At 70.6% G+C, this 15,606-nt stretch carries 13 protein-coding genes; 7 read left to right on the plus strand and 6 right to left on the minus strand.

Features of this window, described 5'->3' with window-relative positions:
* Positions 1–10: 10 nt before the first annotated feature.
* The 3 genes from AC1HIL_RS40850 to AC1HIL_RS40860 all read right to left on the minus strand — a co-directional run bounded on the left by AC1HIL_RS40850 (position 11) and on the right by AC1HIL_RS40860 (position 3,982).
* Entirely contained in the window at positions 11–1,618 is a 1,608-nt protein-coding gene (locus tag AC1HIL_RS40850) for an MFS transporter (RefSeq protein WP_479669302.1), read from the minus strand.
* 159 nt (positions 1,619–1,777) lie between these two features.
* On the minus strand, positions 1,778–2,953 hold the full coding sequence (locus AC1HIL_RS40855; RefSeq protein WP_057595728.1) for a PDDEXK nuclease domain-containing protein: 1,176 nt from the start codon (positions 2,951–2,953) through the stop codon (positions 1,778–1,780).
* 45 nt (positions 2,954–2,998) lie between these two features.
* Positions 2,999–3,982, minus strand: coding sequence for a Bug family tripartite tricarboxylate transporter substrate binding protein (locus AC1HIL_RS40860; RefSeq protein WP_479669301.1), 984 nt, complete (start codon positions 3,980–3,982; stop codon positions 2,999–3,001).
* Positions 3,983–4,136: 154 nt separating this feature from the next.
* Between AC1HIL_RS40860 and AC1HIL_RS40865 the strand changes: the two genes are divergently transcribed.
* On the plus strand, positions 4,137–4,865 hold the full coding sequence (locus AC1HIL_RS40865) for a FadR/GntR family transcriptional regulator (RefSeq protein ID WP_057595726.1): 729 nt from the start codon (positions 4,137–4,139) through the stop codon (positions 4,863–4,865).
* 22 nt (positions 4,866–4,887) lie between these two features.
* On the opposite strand, the gene AC1HIL_RS40870 is transcribed toward AC1HIL_RS40865, so the two are convergent.
* Positions 4,888–7,137 carry an acyl-CoA dehydrogenase gene (locus AC1HIL_RS40870; protein WP_479669300.1) on the minus strand — a complete coding sequence of 750 codons (2,250 nt, stop codon included), beginning with the start codon at positions 7,135–7,137 and terminating at the stop codon, positions 4,888–4,890.
* Between the two features lie 166 nt (positions 7,138–7,303).
* On the opposite strand from AC1HIL_RS40870, the gene AC1HIL_RS40875 reads away from it, so the two are divergent.
* The 5 genes from AC1HIL_RS40875 to AC1HIL_RS40895 all read left to right on the plus strand — a co-directional run bounded on the left by AC1HIL_RS40875 (position 7,304) and on the right by AC1HIL_RS40895 (position 12,322).
* Entirely contained in the window at positions 7,304–8,182 is an 879-nt protein-coding gene (locus AC1HIL_RS40875) for a FadR/GntR family transcriptional regulator (RefSeq protein ID WP_479669299.1), read from the plus strand.
* 163 nt (positions 8,183–8,345) lie between these two features.
* Positions 8,346–9,143, plus strand: a complete 798-nt coding sequence (locus tag AC1HIL_RS40880; RefSeq protein WP_479669298.1) for a CoA-transferase subunit beta — start codon at positions 8,346–8,348, stop codon at positions 9,141–9,143.
* An 11-nt stretch (positions 9,144–9,154) separates the two neighbouring features.
* Positions 9,155–10,051, plus strand: a complete 897-nt coding sequence (locus AC1HIL_RS40885) for a CoA transferase subunit A (RefSeq protein ID WP_479669297.1) — start codon at positions 9,155–9,157, stop codon at positions 10,049–10,051.
* A complete protein-coding gene (locus AC1HIL_RS40890; RefSeq protein WP_413765457.1) occupies positions 10,044–11,255 on the plus strand; it encodes a CaiB/BaiF CoA transferase family protein in 1,212 nt (403 codons plus the stop codon). The genes AC1HIL_RS40885 and AC1HIL_RS40890 overlap by 8 nt, the downstream gene beginning before the upstream one ends.
* Positions 11,256–11,293: 38 nt before the next feature.
* On the plus strand, positions 11,294–12,322 hold the full coding sequence (locus AC1HIL_RS40895; protein WP_479672819.1) for a Bug family tripartite tricarboxylate transporter substrate binding protein: 1,029 nt from the start codon (positions 11,294–11,296) through the stop codon (positions 12,320–12,322).
* Here AC1HIL_RS40895 and AC1HIL_RS40900 read toward each other — a convergent pair.
* Positions 12,319–13,395 (minus strand): flavin reductase, encoded by a 1,077-nt coding sequence (locus AC1HIL_RS40900; RefSeq protein WP_479669295.1) that lies wholly within the window; start codon positions 13,393–13,395, stop codon positions 12,319–12,321. The genes AC1HIL_RS40895 and AC1HIL_RS40900 overlap by 4 nt on opposite strands.
* A 121-nt stretch (positions 13,396–13,516) precedes the next feature.
* Positions 13,517–14,458 carry a LysR family transcriptional regulator gene (locus tag AC1HIL_RS40905; RefSeq protein WP_479669294.1) on the minus strand — a complete coding sequence of 314 codons (942 nt, stop codon included), beginning with the start codon at positions 14,456–14,458 and terminating at the stop codon, positions 13,517–13,519.
* A 131-nt stretch (positions 14,459–14,589) separates the two neighbouring features.
* On the opposite strand from AC1HIL_RS40905, the gene AC1HIL_RS40910 reads away from it, so the two are divergent.
* Positions 14,590–15,582: a Bug family tripartite tricarboxylate transporter substrate binding protein gene (locus tag AC1HIL_RS40910; RefSeq protein ID WP_479669293.1), complete on the plus strand. Its 993-nt coding sequence runs from the start codon at positions 14,590–14,592 to the stop codon at positions 15,580–15,582.
* Positions 15,583–15,606: the final 24 nt, after the last annotated feature.

The raw sequence follows: 15,606 nt of genomic DNA on the forward strand, positions 1-15,606 counted from the left end.
CGGCCCGCGCTCAGGGGCTGCGCTCGGCCAGGTAGTGGCGCGTGAGCACCGGTTCGTGCGGCACCTGGAAGCTGCGAGCAAGCGCCTCCAGCTCGTGGCGCGCCACGGTGGCCCGCGCGCGCTGGCGCAGGTAGTCGGCCCACGAGGTGACGATGAAGCGCTCGACGTAGCGGCTCGGGTCGTCGAGGTCGCGGTAGACGCGCCAGAAGGTGGCGCCGTCGCGCTTGCGCGGCACCGCGAGCTGCTGCACCGCGTCGAGGAAGCGCCGTGCGTCGGCATCGCGGATGCGGTAGACCACCTCGACGGCGACCGGCCCGGCCTCGAACTCGGGTTCGTGCTGCACCGAGAACTCCTCGTGCAGCGGCGCCAGCGTGACCTCGTCGTCCGCGCCCATGCGCAGCGGATACGGCCGCGCCAGCGCGATGCTCGCGAGCATGCCCGCGGCCGACAGGCACAGTGCCGCGCTCAGGCCGACCAGCGAGGACATCGCGCCCCAGAGCGCGGAGCCGAGCGCGAAGGCGCCGAGCGAGCACAGCGTGTGCATCGACGCGGCGCGCGCCCGCACCCAGGATGGCGCGCTGGTCTGGGTGGCGGCGTTGAAGGTCGACATCATCGTCATCCACGCCGCGCCGCCGAGCACGAAGCTGGCGCATACGAGCGGCCGCCAGGTCGAGAGCGCGCCCACCAGCATCGCGCCCGAGAACACGAGGCAGCAGCCGGCGGCCAGCGCATCGAGCGAGAAGCGCGAACGGATGCGCCCGACGAAGAAGCCGGCGGCGACGGCGCCCGTGCCCAGGCAGGCCATCAGCAGGCCGTAGCCCGCCGCGCCCAGTCCGAGCCGCTGCTGCGCGATCACCGGCAGCAGGGCCCACAGGGCCGAACCGAGCCCGCTGAAGCCGGCCGTGCGCACCAGTTGCGCGAAGATCGCCGGCGAATGGCGCGCATAGCGCAGCGCGCTGAGCATGCCGCCCCACAGCCGCTCGGCCGGCAGGCGCCCGGGCGAGGGCGGCCGCGGCGGCCAGCGCCGCGTGGCCCAGCTCATGCCGAAGGCGGTCAGCACCGCGACCGCGAACACGGCGGCGCCGCCGGTCAGCGCGAACAGCACGCCCGCGAGGCCGGGGCCGACGGCGCGCGCGCCGTTGAAGGTCATCGACACCAGCGTGATGGCCAGCGGCAGCTCGGTGCGCGCCACCGTGTCGCTGACGGCGGAATTCCACGAGGGCGACTGCAGCGCCGTGCACACGCCCAGCAGGAAGGTGAAGAACAGCAGCCCGCCCGGGCCGATCCAGCCGGCCAGCGCGAGCAGCGTGAGCGTCAGCGCGGCGAGCCCGTAGACGCCCTGGATGCGCAGCATCAGCCGCCGGCGGTCGATGGTGTCGGCCAGCACGCCGGCGGGCAGCGACAGCAGGAACATCGGCAGGAAGGAGGCGGTCTGGACCAGCGCCGAGAGGAAGGACGAGGCCGTGAGCTCGATCATCAGCCACGAGGCCGCCATGTTCTGCATCGCATTGCCGACGAAGAACAGGCTGCCGGCACCCCAGAGCCCGCGGAAGGCGGGCTGGGAGAGCGGACTCCAGAGCGAGGCTGCGTTCGGGGCGGTGGGAGTGCTGGGATTCAAGCGCGGGGCGATCGGCGGCGGGCGAGGCAAATCATATAGATGCATGCGCCGGCCCGCTCGCGGCGCACCCGGCCAACGGTTTCCGCACCTCGCGCGCGGCCGTCGGCGACGCCGCGCGCTGGGTCGAGGAGCGACCTCGTAGCGAACCGGCGGCGCCGCTCAGTCTTTGCCGCGTCGCTCCTGTGTCGCGACCGGAGGCGGCAGCGCACCGCGCACCACCTGCTGGAGCTGGCGCACCGAAGGCAGCTTGCCGCGCAGTTCGCTCGGTAGGGCCGCCTGCAACTGGTACTCCGCCACGCCGATAGGATTGGTCTTGCTGCGCAGGGCGAACTCGACCTCCAGGTTGTCCTTCTCGGCGCACAGGATGATGCCGATCGACGGGGCGTCGCCGGGCGCGCGCTCCCTGTCGTTGAGCAGGTTGAGATAGAAGTCCATCTTGCCCGCGTACTCGGGTTCGAAGGAGCCGACCTTCAGTTCCACGGCGACCAGGGCCTTGAGGAAGCGGTGGTAGAAGAGCAGGTCGATGAAGTATTCCTTGCGTCCCAGCACGAGGCGGTGCTGGCGGCCGATGAAGCAGAAGCCGTAGCCCAGTTCGAGGATGAAGTCGCGCAGCCTGTCGAGGAGCCGGGTTTCCAGTTCGCGTTCCTTCACCGCCTGGCGGATGCCCAGGAACTCGAGGCTGTAGCTGCTCTTGAGGACCTCCTCGGCCTGCCCGGCCATGGCGGGCGGCAGCACCCGCGGGAAATTGTGGCTCTTGCCCTCCGCGCGCGAGCGTTCCCAGGCGCCGGCCTTGATCTGGTTGAGCAGGACGTTGCGGCTCCAACCCAGCGCGGCGCTGGCGCGCAGGTAGTACAGGCGCTGTGCCGGGTCGGCGGTCTTGCCCAGAATCTGCAGGTGGTGGCCCCAGGGGATTTCTGCGACGAGCTGTCGCAGAGAGTCGTTGCCGCCGAAAACCGTGGGTTTCCGCTTGTCGGCGGAGCGTCCGATGCTTCGGCCCGAACCCTTGCCCTTCGGAATTTCTGCGACAAGCTGTCGCAGAAATCCGGGCTCGCTGTAAGCCTCGACCATGCGCCGCATGTCCCAGACATTGCGTGCCGAGAAACCCTGTGTGCCGGGAAAGGCCGCGCGCAGGTCCCGGGCGATCCGCTCGACCACGGCCTGGCCCCAGCCGTTCGTCTGCTGCTTGTCGAGGATGGCTTCGCCGATGTCCCAGTACAAAGCGATCAGGCCGTGATTGACCGCGCGGGCCGCGGACTGGCGGGCCGCCGCGACACGCTCCTTGAGCGCCTCGATGAAGGATGCGTAGTCGGCAGCTTCGCCGCTGGGTAAGGTCATGCGTGCACTATAGGGTAGCCCCACTGCGCCGCATGCGGCGCCCGCTCAGACCTTGATGCGCCCGGTCGCGACCAGCTTCTGCGTCAGCGCAAGCTGCTCGGCCAGGAAGCTCGACAGCTTCTGCGGGCCCCAGCCGGCAGGCTCGAAGCCCAGCTCGAGCAGCTTGGGCGCCACGTCGGGCAGCTTCACGATGCGCGCCATCTCGGCATCGAGCTTGTCGATGATGGCCTTGGGCGTGGAGGCCGGCGCGAACAGCGCGCCGAAGCCCGGCATGTTCACGTCGGGGAAGCCGGCCTCGGCGAAGGTGGGCACGTCGGGATAGAGCGGAAAGCGCGTCGGGCTCGCGACCGCCAGCGCGCGGATCTTGCCCGGGTAGCGCGACACGCCGCCCAGCGACACCACGGCGGTGTCGATCTGGCCGCCGATCAGGTCCTGCAGCGCCGGCGCCTCGCCCTTGTAGGGCACGTGCACGGTGTCGATGCCGGCGGCCATGTTCAGCAGCTCGCCCACGAAGTTGCCGCCCGAGCCGGGGCCGTAGGAACCGTACGAGATCTTGCCGGGCTTCGATTTTGCCAGCGCCACCAGTTGGTCGAGCGTCCTGACATTGAGCGACTCGCGCACGCCGATGGCGATGGGCGTGAGCGCGAGCATGCTGATGGGCGCGAGGTCGGCGAGCTTGTAGGGCTGCTGAGCGGGCTGCAGCACCAGGTTGCTGATCAGCGCGCTGTAGCTGACACCGAGCGTGTAGCCGTCGGGCGTGGCGCGCGCCACCGCGGAGGCCGCGATCGCGCCGCTCGCGCCGGCCCTCGACTCGACGATGCACGGCTGGCCCCAGGCCTCGGTGAGCTTCTGCCCGATGACCCGCATCATCGTGTCGTGCCCGCCGCCGGCCGGCGTGGGAATGATGAACTTGATGACGTTGTCGGGATAGCCCGGAGCGGCGCGCGCGGCCAGGGGAAAGGCGGGCAGCGCCGAGGCGCCCAGCAGGCCGAGGCCGGTGGCCAGCGCGTGGCGGCGGGAGTGGGTCATGAGGCTTGTCTCCTGGTCGGATGGTTTGTGATGTAATTGGTTGAACCATAGCGAAAGCCTTGTCGATGGTCAATTGGCGTCAGCGCCAGGAAGGGCACACTATCGGCTCGGCATCCAGCCATCGACGTTCGTGATCCAGAGGAGGAAAGGAGCCATGTCGGAATCCGCACCAGTCTTCGCGCCCGTGCGCATGCGCCGCGCCTTCGAGGCGATTTGCGACCAGATCCGCCAGCAGGTGGTGGAGGGCGTGCTGAGCGCCGGCGACCGCCTGCCCAGCGAGCGCGAGCTGTCCGAGCAGTTCGGCGTGAGCCGCAGCGGCGTACGGGAGGCGCTGCGCAGCCTCGAGATGGCCGGCATGGTCGAGGCGGTGACCGGCATCAACGGCGGCTTCTACATCAAGCAGTCGCATCCCGAGGGCATCACGCAGGCGGTGCGCGACATGGTGGCGCTCAAGCAGGTGCCGGTGTCGGACCTGACCGAGGCCCGCATCCTGCTGTGCGGGCTGGCGATCCGGCTGGCCTGCGAGCGCGCGACCGAGGAAGACTTCGCCGCCATCGAGGCCGACATCGAGCGCTTCGCCGAGCTGGTGAAGCAGGGCCGGCCGGTGCGCGACAGCGGCCAGATCACGGAGTTCTATCGCCTGATCGGCCGCGCCACCCACAACGAGGTGATCGTGATGCTGATCGATGCCTTGTCGGAGATCCTGCGCGGCCTGATCGCGCAGCTGCAGACGCCGCACAGCAACGTGGTGCAGGTGCGCCGCAAGGTGCTGCGCCTGATGCGCGAGCGCGATGCGGACAAGGCCGGCGCCGCGCTGGCCAAGCACCTCAACGCACTGAACGCGCTGCTGCTCGAGATGGAGCGCAAGAAGCCGGCACGCTGAGCCGCGCCGGCCCGGGGCGCGTTCAGCGCGGCAGGCCGAGCCCGCGCTGCGCGATCAGGCTGCGCTGGATCTCGTTGGTGCCGATGCTGATCACCCACATCAGCGCATGGCGCAGGTTCTGCTCGATGCGCCCGCGCAGCACCGCGCCGGGGCTGCCCTCGCCGAGCGTGCCTTCCATGCCGAGCAGGTCGAGCGCCACCTCGCCGAAGCGCTCCATCAGCTCGCCCGAGTAGACCTTGCTCGCGGCCGCGTCGTGCAGCGGCGTCTCGCCCGCGTCGACGCGCTCGGCGCAGTGCATCATCATGCGGCGCCCGGCCTCGATCTGCCCCGCCAGGTCGGCGATGCGCTCGCGCACCAGCGGATCGAGGCGCATCGGCCGGCCGTCGGCGCCCGTCGCGCCGCGCAGGTGCTCGCACAGCTGCTCGAAGGCATGCGCCACCTTCATCACGATGCCGCCGCCGATGAAGCCGCGCTCGGTGGCCAGCGCCCCGACCAGCACCTTCCAGCCGCCGTGGAGCTCGCCCACCATCGCCTCGGCCGGCACGCGCACGCCGTCGTAGAAGACATTGGCGAAGCTGCCGCCGTACATCGTGGTCGAGGTGCGGATGGTGATGCCGGGCGTGTCCATCGGCACGATGAACAGGCTCAGGCCGGCATGCGGCGGGCTCGCCTCGGAGTCGGTGCGCGTGGCCAGCAGCATGTAGTCGCCCCAGTAGGTGGTGGTCCAGATCTTCTGGCCGTCGATCACGTAGTGGTCGCCGTCGCGTACCGCGCGGGTGCGCATCGACGCGAGGTCGGAGCCCGCGTCGGGCTCGCTGTAGCCCATGCCGTAGATCGCCTCGCCGCGCAGGATCTCGGGCAGGTAGCGCGCCTGCTGCGCCGCGCTGCCGTGCACCTGCAGCATCGCGGCCTGCACCGGTGCGCCCACGCGCGGCGCCTCGGCGCGTTCCATCTCCTCGACGAAAGCCAGTTGCTCGAAGGCGCCGCGCGCCTGGCCGCCGAAGCGTTGCGGCCACGAGAGACCGATCCAGCCGGTGCGCCCGAGTTCGCGTGCGAACTCGCGGTCGTACTCGCGCGCCTTGAAGTCCAGCGCCTCGTGCGCGGCCTTGCGCTCGCCCGACCAGTGCGTCTGCAACCAGGCGCGCACCTCCTCGCGAAAGGCGTTACCGGCCGGGCCCAGATCGTATTCGGGCAGCGTGCGCGGCGTCTCGCCGAGGAAGTGATCGGCCAGCGCCTCGCGCGCGCGGCGCCCACCGCCGTGGCGCAGCACGTCGAGGTGCACCTGCTTGAAATGGCGCGGCGCCTCGTGCTCCTCGCTGTAGCCGATGGCGCCGAAGGTGTGCTGCGTTTCCAGCGACACCCGCCGCAGTGTCGTCGCGGCCAGCGCGCAGGCCGCTTCGGCGAACACGCGCCAGTTGTCGGCGCCGAGGTCGTGCTGCCGCGCGGCGCCGGCCTGCGTGAGCCGTGCGCCCAGCAGCGCGATGTGGCTGTCGGCGAGCTTGTGCTGGATCGCCTGGAAGCTGCCGATCGGGCGGCCGAACTGCCGGCGCTCGCCCGCGTAGGCCACGGCGAGCTCGAAGGCGCGTTCGGCGGCGCCGGTGGCGCGCGCGCACAGCGCGAGGCGGGCCATCGCGTGCAGCGCGCCGAGCTTGTCTTCGGAAAAGGGCAGGACGGTGGCGGCGATCCCGTCCAGCGCGACGCGGAACAGCCCCTGCGTTCCCATCGCTGGCGTGGCCTCGATGCGCACGCCAGGCGCGCGCAGGTCGATCAGCGCGAGCGCGGGGCCGTCCACCACCACCGCGAGGTGGGTGGCGCTGTCGGCATGCTCGACGAAGGCGAGTTCGCCGTGGAGCCTGCCGTCGTCGTCGATGCGCGCCCGGCCCGCGCCGCGGTCGCCGTCGAAGGCCCCGAAGCACAGCACCACGCGCGCCTCGCCGGCACGTTGCAGCGCGAGCAGTGCGGGCTCCTCGCCCTGCGGCGTGCGTGGCGCCGCGAGGTTCAGCAGCGTGCCGTGGTGCAGCGGCAGGGTGCAGCCCGCGCGGCCCAGTTCCTCCATGACCAGCGCGATCTCGCGCAGGCCGCCCTCCGAGGGATCCGATCCCAAGGCGGCAAGGCCCTGGGCCGCGAGCTGCTGCCACAGCGCCTGCACGCGCGCGGGTTCGCGTGACCATGGCACGGCGGTGGCGGGCGGCCAGTGGCGCTCGAGGAAGCCGCGCACCGAGTCGCGCAGCAGGGCGCGCTCTTCGTCGCCGGGAAGGGTGGTCGGGGGCATGGGCGTGTCTCTCCTGGATCTCGGAAAATTTGAATGGTAGAACCATTACTAAGATCCGGCAACCGCCATGGTCGCGAGGGCTCGGCCCACAGCGGCCTGCGCAACGCGGCCCCTTATCATTTGGCTCAAAGGTCCAACTTTTAGTTTTTCCAACGGAGGATTCCCCATGGACGCCAAAGAACCGTCGCCGCCCGCGGCCGACGCACGGAGCGCCAAGTTCCAGCCCATCCGTTCCGCGCGTGCCTTCGAGGAGATCGCCCAGCAGATCCGCGGCGAGCTGTCGCAGGGCCGGCTCAAGGTCGGCACGCGGCTGCCATCGGAGCGTGCCCTGTCCGAGCAGTTCGGCGTGTCGCGCAACACGCTGCGCGAGGCGCTGCGCTCGCTCGAGCATGCGGGCCTGATCCGGCTGCAGAAGGGCGCCAGCGGCGGCGCCTTCATCAGCGGGCGCAGCGGCGACGCCATCGCCACCGGCCTGATGGACATGTACCACATGGGCGCGATCCAGCCTGCGCAGCTCACCGAGGCGCGCATCTGGCTCGAATCGATCCTGGTGCGCGAGGCCTGCGCGCGCTCCACGCCCGCCGATCTCGAGGCGCTGGCCGCCAACATCGACGCGGCCGAGGAAGCGCTGCGGCGCGACGACTTCCCCGCGCGCGCGGCGACCAACCTCGAGTTCCACCGCATCCTCGCGCGCATGACCGGCAATCCGATCATGGTGATCGTGATGAACGGCGTGCTCAACGTGCTGGCCGAGTTCATCGGCCAGATCGGCCACGAGGAGAACGCCTACGTGCTGCCCTCGCGCCGCCGCTTCCTCAAGCATCTCGCGGCCAAGGACGCCGACGCGGCCGTGGCGGAGATGGAGTCCAGCCTCAAGCGACTGCAGCGCAGCTATCTGTCGAAGGTGGGCGAGGACGCCGCGCAGGATGCCCCGGCCGCCGCGCCCGCCGCGCCGCGCAAGGCGGCGGCAAGGGCGCCGGCCGAAAAGCCCGCCACCAAGCCGGCGGCCAAATCCGCCACCCGCGCCCCGAAGACCGCGCGCTGAACCCGCGCGGCACGCGCCGCCACGCCTTCGTCCCATCCGCAGAGGACCGCCCGCCGCAAGGCGCGCGGTCCTTTCTTCTTGCGCGCCCGGCAGGTGAATCCCGCTTGACAGTGCCATGGTTGATTCCTAGGAGCAATGAATGGTTGAACCAAATATCAAGCAAATGACACAGAACGACGACAAGCCGTCGACCGGCGAGCTGCTCGCCGTGCTGCTGGCGCGCGACTTCGCCGATGGCGAGAAGGTCATCATCGGCACCAACTCCGACATCCAGCTGGCCGCCTGCAACCTCGCGCGCGAGATGCAGGCGCCCCGGCTGTGGTGGATCTCGGGCCCCGGCGGCATGGTGAACCCGGTGCGCGACCACCTGCTGTCCACGGCCGACTCGGAGAACATCGAGTCCTCCGAGGCCTGGATGGACCTGCCGAACATGATCGATTTCATCGACTGGAAGATCCACTTCTTCGACTTCGCGATCCTCTCGGCGCTGCAGGTCGACCGCTTCGGCAACATCAACACGGTGGTGGTCGGCGACCAGGCCCGGCCCAGGGTGCGCGGCCCCGGCACGGTGGGCATCAGCGCGCTGTGCGGGCTGGCCAAGCGCTTCTATGTCGCGCTCACGCGCCACGATCCGGGCGCCTTCGTGCCGCGCGTCGACTTCCTCTGCGGACCGGGCCACATGGAAGGCGGCAACTCGCGCGAGGAGGCCGGTCTGCCGCCGGGCGGGCCGCGCCTGGTGGTGTCGCCGCTGGGCGTGTTCGATTTCGAGCCCGTGAGCAAGGCCATGCGCGTGCGCTCGATCCATCCGGGCGTGACGCTCGAGCAGATCCGCAAGGCCACCGGCTTCGAGCTGGTGGTGGAGGGCACGCCGCCCCTCACGCGCATGCCCGAACCCGAGGAGCTGCGCCTGCTGCGCACCCGTGTCGACACGCGCGGCACCCTGCGCCGCAAGTTCCCCTGAAGAGACGAGCCATGAGCCCCAACAACAAAAGCAAGCTGACCACCCTCGACGAGGCCGTGTCGGTCATCCAGGACGGCCACCGCGTCGGCCTGGGCGGCTGGATCTTCAATGCCCAGCCGATGGCGCTGGTGCGCGCGCTGATCCGCAAGGGCGCGCGCGACCTCGACCTGGTGCCCGCGCCCGGCTCGATCGCGCCCGACATGCTGATCGGCGCCGGCTGCGCGCGCAGCACCGCCTGCGTGTTCATCAGCTTCGAGCAGTTCGGCCTCGCGCCGCACTTCCGCCGCCGCGCCGAGGCCGGCACGCTGAAGGTCTACGAGCTCGACGGACCCGGCATCGCCGGAGGCTTGCGCGCCGGCATCTGCGACATGCCCTGGACCGCGATCCCCGACCTGGGCACCGACCTGCCGCGCCACACGCCCGAGCACTACTGGCCGCTGCCCTCGAAGCCCGGCGAGCGCAAGATGCTCGCCGCCGCCGCGATCAAGCCCGACGTGTGCCTGCTCCACGCGCAGCAGGCCGACGAATACGGCAACGTGCAGTACCTCGCCACGCCCTTCTTCGACGCGATGCTCGCGCAGGCCTCGCGCCACGTGATCGTCTCGGTGGATCGCATCGTGTCGTCCGACACCATCCGCCGCTCGAACCACCTGACCAAGCTGCCGAGCGTGATGGTCGACGCGGTGGTGGAGGCGCCCTACGGCGCCCACCCGAGCGCCTCGCCCACGCTGTACCGCGCCGACGAGCGCCACCTGCGCGAGTACGTGAAGGCGAGCGCCGACGACGCGGCCTTCGATGCCTACCTCGCGCGCTATGCGCGCGGCACCGCGGCGCATGCCGATTACCTCGACGCGCTCGGCGGCTCGCGCCTCGCCGGCCTCGCCGTGACGGAGAGCAACCTTGGCTGAGCCGACCAACAACTCCGCCGCCGCGAAGCCCGGCGTGCTCGACGGCGTGCGCGTGCTCGACTTCACCGCGATGATGTCGGGCCCCTACTGCACGCGGCTGATGGCCGACCTCGGTGCCGAGGTCATCAAGGTGGAGCCGCCCGAGGGCGACCACATCCGGCTGCGGCCGCCGCGGCGCCAGGGCCGCAGCACCTACTTCGCGCAGCTCAACGCCGGCAAGAAGAGCCTCGCGCTCGACCTCAAGAAGCCCGAGGCGGTCGCGCTGGTGCGCGAGTTGGTCGCCCAGTGCGACGTGCTGGTGGAGAACTACCGCCCCGGCGTGATGCAGCGCCTGGGCCTCGACTACGCGACGCTCTCGGCGCTGAACCCGCGGCTGGTGTACTGCTCGATCTCGGGCTTCGGGCAGGAGGGTTCCTGGTCGGGCCGCAGCGCCTACGCGCCGGTGCTGCACGCGGCCAGCGGCTACGACATGGCCAACCTCGACTACCAGGAGGGCGACGTCGAGCGGCCGCTGAAGAACGGCATCTTCGTGGCCGACGTGCTCGGCGGCTCGCTGGCCTTCGGCGCGATCCAGAGCGCACTGTTCCGCGCCGCGCGCACCGGCGAGGGCGACCACATCGACCTCGCGCTGATGGATGCGATGCTGGGCCTGCTCGTCTACGAGTGCCAGGAGGCGCAGTTCCCGGCCGAGCGGCGTCGTCCGCTCTATCGCCCGACCAAGGCGAAGGACGGCTTCCTGCTGATCGCGCCCGTGAGCCAGAACAACTTCGAGGCGCTGGCGCGCGGCACCGGCCATCCCGAATGGATCACCGACGCGCGCTTCGCGACCAGCCAGGAGCGCGAGCACCACTGGGGCGCGCTGATGCAGCTGCTCGACGACTGGGCCGCCGATCGCAGCGCCGCGCAATGCGAGGCCGAGATGAATGCCGCGGGCGTGCCGTGCTCGCGCTACTTCACCGTGCGCGAAGCGATGAAGCTGCCGCCGCTGGTGGAGCGCCAGGCCTTCCAGACCATCGACGACGGCGCCGGCGCGTTCCAGGTGCCCAACCCCGCCTTCCGCTTCGCCCGCACCGCGGCGCATGCGCGCGGCAGCGTGTCCGAGCTCGGTGCCGACGGCCCCGCGCTGCTGGGCAGCCTGCTCGGGCTGGGCGAGGAGCGCATCGCGGCGCTGCGCGAGAGCCGCGCGCTGCACGTGCGCGGCTGAGACACACAACGAAGGAGACAGACATGATGAACAGTTGGATGCGCCTTCCGCGAGTCGCCGGCAAGGCAGGGGGCCCGGCGCGAGCCGCGGCCCGCGGCTTCTGGGCCGCGTTGCTCGCGGCCGGCGCGCTCGCGCTGCCGCAGGCCGGCATCGCGCAGTCCGCGGCGTCGGATTTCCCGAACCGCCCGATCACCATCGTCGTGCCCTATCCGCCGGGCGGCACCACCGACGTGCTCGCGCGCGTGCTGCAGGAACCGATGCAGCGCTTCCTCAAGCAGCCCGTGATCATCGAGAACAAGGCCGGCGCCTCGGCCGTGCTGGGCACCAAGTTCGTTGCCAAGGCGCCGGCCAACGGCTACACGCTGCTGTTCCCCAACAACGGCCTGGTGATCTCGCCGCAGGTCTCGAAGGAGGCCGACTACGCGCCGCTGAAGGACTTCGCGCCGGTGTCGCTGGTCTCGCTGCAGCCGATGATCCTCGCGATCAATCCCTCGGTGCCCGCGAAGTCGGTGCAGGAGCTGATCGACTACGCGAAGGCCAATCCGCGCAAGCTCGATTTCGCGACCGCCGGACCGGCCTCCTTCGGCCACCTCGCCACCGAGCTCTTCAGCCGGCGCGCCGGCATCGAGATGACCCACATCCCCTACAAGGGCCAGGCGCCGACCACGCAGGCGATCCTGACCGGCGAGTCGAAGGTGCTGCTGAGCACCAGTTCGTCGCAGATGAATGCCTTCATCAAGGAGGGCAGGGTGCGCCTGCTCGGCGTGTCCTCGCTGCAGCCCTCGCCGCTCGCGCCCGGCGCGCCGCCGATCGCCAACACCCTGCCGGGCTTCAATCCCGAGGTCTGGTTCGGCCTGTTCGCTCCGGCCGGCACGCCGCGCGAGGTGGTGGCCCGGCTCAACGACGCGATCGTGAAGTCGCTGGCGCTGCCCGAGGTGAAGGAGAAGTTCGAGACCGCAGGGGCGGCGGCCACCGGCAGCACGCCCGAGCAACTGGGGGCGCGGATCGCGGAGGAGTATGCGACGTGGACCTCGGTGATCCGCGAGGCCAACATCAGGACCGACTAGGCGATCTGCCGGGAGATTTCCCGTGCGGCGCTCAGCAACCCCCGCGGTACCTCGGCGTCCCAGTCGGACGACAGGCGCCGCGCATCCGAGGTGAGCGACAGCGCCATGACCATGTGGCCCCCGGCATCGAGGATGGGTGCGCTGAAGGCATTCACGGCCACCTGGTGGATCGGTGACGGTGCATCCCCGATCGCGCGCGCCAGGCCTCGGGCGCGCGCCTCGGTCAGCGTCGCGTCGAATCGCGCGCGCCGCTCGGCCGCGCTCTCGCCGGCCTGGCTCCAGGCGTGCAGGTCTTCCTCGATCATCGGCCGCGTCATCTCCTCGGGCAGGAAGGCCGCGAACGCACGCCCCGTCGCGGAGCGCGTGATGCTCATCACCAGGCCCGGGCGCAGCTGGTCGCTGACCGGGCGGCGCGAAGGTTCCCAGTGCACCGCCGTCGGTCCGTGGTTGCCCCACACCGCCAGGCACAGCGTGTGTTGCCCCAGGCGCTCGGCGATCGCGGGCAGCGCGGCGGTTGCCGTGCGAATGGCCTGCAGGTCCACCGGCCTCGAGGTGCCCAGGCGCAGGGCCGTGGGGCCGAGGTCGTGCGCGTAGGCCACCATGTACTTGCCGCGGCCGAAGGCCAGCGGCCGTCGGCCCGACTGCGCGATGCGCTCCACGCGGCCCATGAACACCACGTGGTCGCCGCCCGGATAGGCTGCGATCTTCGTGCACTCCAGGTGCGCGGCCACGCCCTCCAGGACCGGCACGCCGCCCACTCCCTGCGCATGCGCGATGCCGTCGAACTTGTCGTCGCGCGACTTCGCGAAGTGGTTCGACAGCGCGATCTGGTCGTCGGCGAGGATGTTGATCGCGAAATGCCCGCTGTCCTGGAAGGCCGAGTGGCTGCGCGAGGAGAGCGACTGGCTCCACAGCACCAGCGGCGGATCCAGCGAGACCGAGCTGAAGGAATTGGCCGTGACGCCATGCGTCTGGCCGTCGGGCGCGCGGGTGGTCACCACCGTCACGCCGGTCACGAAGGTGCCCAGCACGTCGCGCAATTGCCTGGGTTCGAAGGTCGCTGTCGCTTCCATGGTTGTCTCCAACGTCGGTTTCAATGCGCTGGAAGTCTAGGAAGCGGGCAGGCCCGCAACAATTCGAGTCTCGCGATGGATTGATAGGTGGCCGTGATAAATGGGCGGCCTGCGAACCCGATCAGTCGCGCGCGCGGGTGTCGGCCTGGCGCAGGAAGCGAATGAAGCTCTGCAGGGCCGCACCGGCCTTGATGTCGCGCGCCGTGACGATGCCGAAATGCCGCGTCATGTCGATGTCGCGGATCTCGATGCGAGCGTGCCGCGCGACGCTGCCGCGGGCGGACACCGAGCGCGGCAGAAGCGTCACGCCCATGCCCGCATCGAGCATCCCGAGCAGCGTGTTGAGGTTGCCCACCACCTTCGAGGCGGGCATCTTCAAGCCGCGCGCCTCGAGCGCGGCCGCGATCCTCGCGCGCACCGACTGGTACTGGTCGACCACGATCAGCGGCACCTGGGCCAGTTCCTCGGGCGCCACGCTGGTCTGGCGGGCCAGTGCATGCGCGGGCGGCGCGACCAGCACCATGTCGTCCTTCCACAGGGGCGTGAAGCGGTAGCGCCGGTCGGGCGCATCGAGGGCCAGCACCGCCACGTCGGCTTCCCCCGAGTCGATGGCGGCGAGGACGCCGGCGTACTTGAGGTCGAGCAGTTCCAGCTCCACGTCCGGGTAGCGTTCCGCATAGGCCGCGATGATCGGCGGCAGCCGCAGCGCGGCGATGGTCGGCGTGGCCGCGACGACCACGCGCTGGCGTGCGCGGCGCGCCTCGCGCCGGAAGCGGTCGACCAGGCCGGCCAGTCCCTCGAGCGTCCTGACCGCTTCCTCCAGCAGCAGGGCGCCGGCCGCGGTGGGCTCGACCTTGCGCGTGGTGCGCCGAAGCAGCTGCACGCCCAGCAGCGCTTCCAGGCGATGGATGCGCCCGGTCACCGTCGGCTGCGTCACGTGCAGCTGCGCCGCGGCGGCGCTGAAGCTCAGCGAGCGCGCCACCGCGATGAAGGTCTGCAATTCGACCAGCGCCAGCCCCGGCGTGAGAGGGACGGTGGGCGATTCGGGGTCGGGCAGCGGCATGGGAGGGATTCGATTTATAGCGCCAATCTATAACTGTATCGCGCTTCTCGATTTGTCCGGCGCGGGCTTGGCTCGAACAATCTTCCCAAGGCCCGCGAATGCATCGGGCCGTACATCGAAGGAGACAAACCGTGCCCACACGCAGAACGTTCTGCCTCGCCGCGATGGCGACCGCCCCGCTTGCCGGTTTCGCCCGGCCTGCCGCGGCGGCATCGGCCGCGGGCGACTATCCGACCCGCGCCATCAAGATGGTGGTCGGCTTTCCCGCCGGCCAGAGTACCGACACCAGCGCGCGCCAGGTCGCGCAGAGCATGACGCAGACGCTGGGACAGCCGGTGTACGTGGACAACCGTCCAGGTGCCGCCGGCATGATCTCGCACGAGGCGGTGAAGAACGCGGCGCCCGACGGCTACACGCTGCTCATGGGCTCGACCGGCACGCTGGCGATCAACCCCTCGCTCTACCGGAAGATGTCCTATGACCCCCTCAGGGACTTCGAACCGGTGGCGCTGGTGTCGGCCTCGCCGCTGGTGCTGTTCGTGGCGGCCGACTCGCTGCTGAAGAACTTCAAGGACCTGCGCGAACTCGCGAAGTCGCGGCCCGGCAAGGTCAGCTACGGCTCCAGCGGCAGCGGCACCACCGGCCACATCGCGATGGAGATGCTCAAGAAGGAAGCGGGCCTCGACCTGCTGCACGTGCCCTACAAGGGCTCGCCGCCGATGATGACCGACGTGATCGGCGGCCAGGTGGACCTGGCCTTCGACACCGCGGGCTCGGTGCTGCCGATGGCCAGGAACGGCCGCGTGCGGATCCTCGGCGTGGCATCGCTCAAGCGCCTGCCGCAGGCGCCCGAGATCCCCACGCTCGCGCAGCAGGGCCTGCCGGGTTTCGAGGCCGTGCCGTGGTCGGCGATCCTCGCGCCCCGGGGCACGCCCGCGGCGGTCGTCCAGCGCCTGAACGAGGCCGTGAACGCCGCGCTCAAGGATCCCGCCGTGCTCGAGCAGTTCTCCACCACCGGCAGCTACGCGCTCGGCGGCAGCGCCCGGGAGCTGCAGCTGCACATGCAGAAGGAACACGCCCTGTGGGGCAAGGCCGTCGCCCTCTCGGGCGCGCAGGTCGATTGAACGAATCCGTCACCGTCACCCAAG

The organism is Variovorax sp. ISS6, assembly GCF_056523145.1.

Excerpts from the sequence above, each read along its gene's own strand:
- AC1HIL_RS40875 (WP_479669299.1), top strand. The coding sequence starts at position 7,304 with ATGGACGCCAAAGAACCGTCGCCGCCCGCGGCCGACGCACGGAGCGCC.
- AC1HIL_RS40885 (WP_479669297.1), top strand. The coding sequence starts at position 9,155 with ATGAGCCCCAACAACAAAAGCAAGCTGACCACCCTCGACGAGGCCGTG.
- AC1HIL_RS40870 (WP_479669300.1), bottom strand. The coding sequence starts at position 7,137 with ATGCCCCCGACCACCCTTCCCGGCGACGAAGAGCGCGCCCTGCTGCGC.
- AC1HIL_RS40860 (WP_479669301.1), bottom strand. The coding sequence starts at position 3,982 with ATGACCCACTCCCGCCGCCACGCGCTGGCCACCGGCCTCGGCCTGCTG.
- AC1HIL_RS40900 (WP_479669295.1), bottom strand. The coding sequence starts at position 13,395 with ATGGAAGCGACAGCGACCTTCGAACCCAGGCAATTGCGCGACGTGCTG.
- AC1HIL_RS40895 (WP_479672819.1), top strand. The coding sequence starts at position 11,294 with ATGCGCCTTCCGCGAGTCGCCGGCAAGGCAGGGGGCCCGGCGCGAGCC.
- AC1HIL_RS40880 (WP_479669298.1), top strand. The coding sequence starts at position 8,346 with ATGACACAGAACGACGACAAGCCGTCGACCGGCGAGCTGCTCGCCGTG.
- AC1HIL_RS40865 (WP_057595726.1), top strand. The coding sequence starts at position 4,137 with ATGTCGGAATCCGCACCAGTCTTCGCGCCCGTGCGCATGCGCCGCGCC.
- AC1HIL_RS40855 (WP_057595728.1), bottom strand. The coding sequence starts at position 2,953 with ATGACCTTACCCAGCGGCGAAGCTGCCGACTACGCATCCTTCATCGAG.
- AC1HIL_RS40905 (WP_479669294.1), bottom strand. The coding sequence starts at position 14,458 with ATGCCGCTGCCCGACCCCGAATCGCCCACCGTCCCTCTCACGCCGGGG.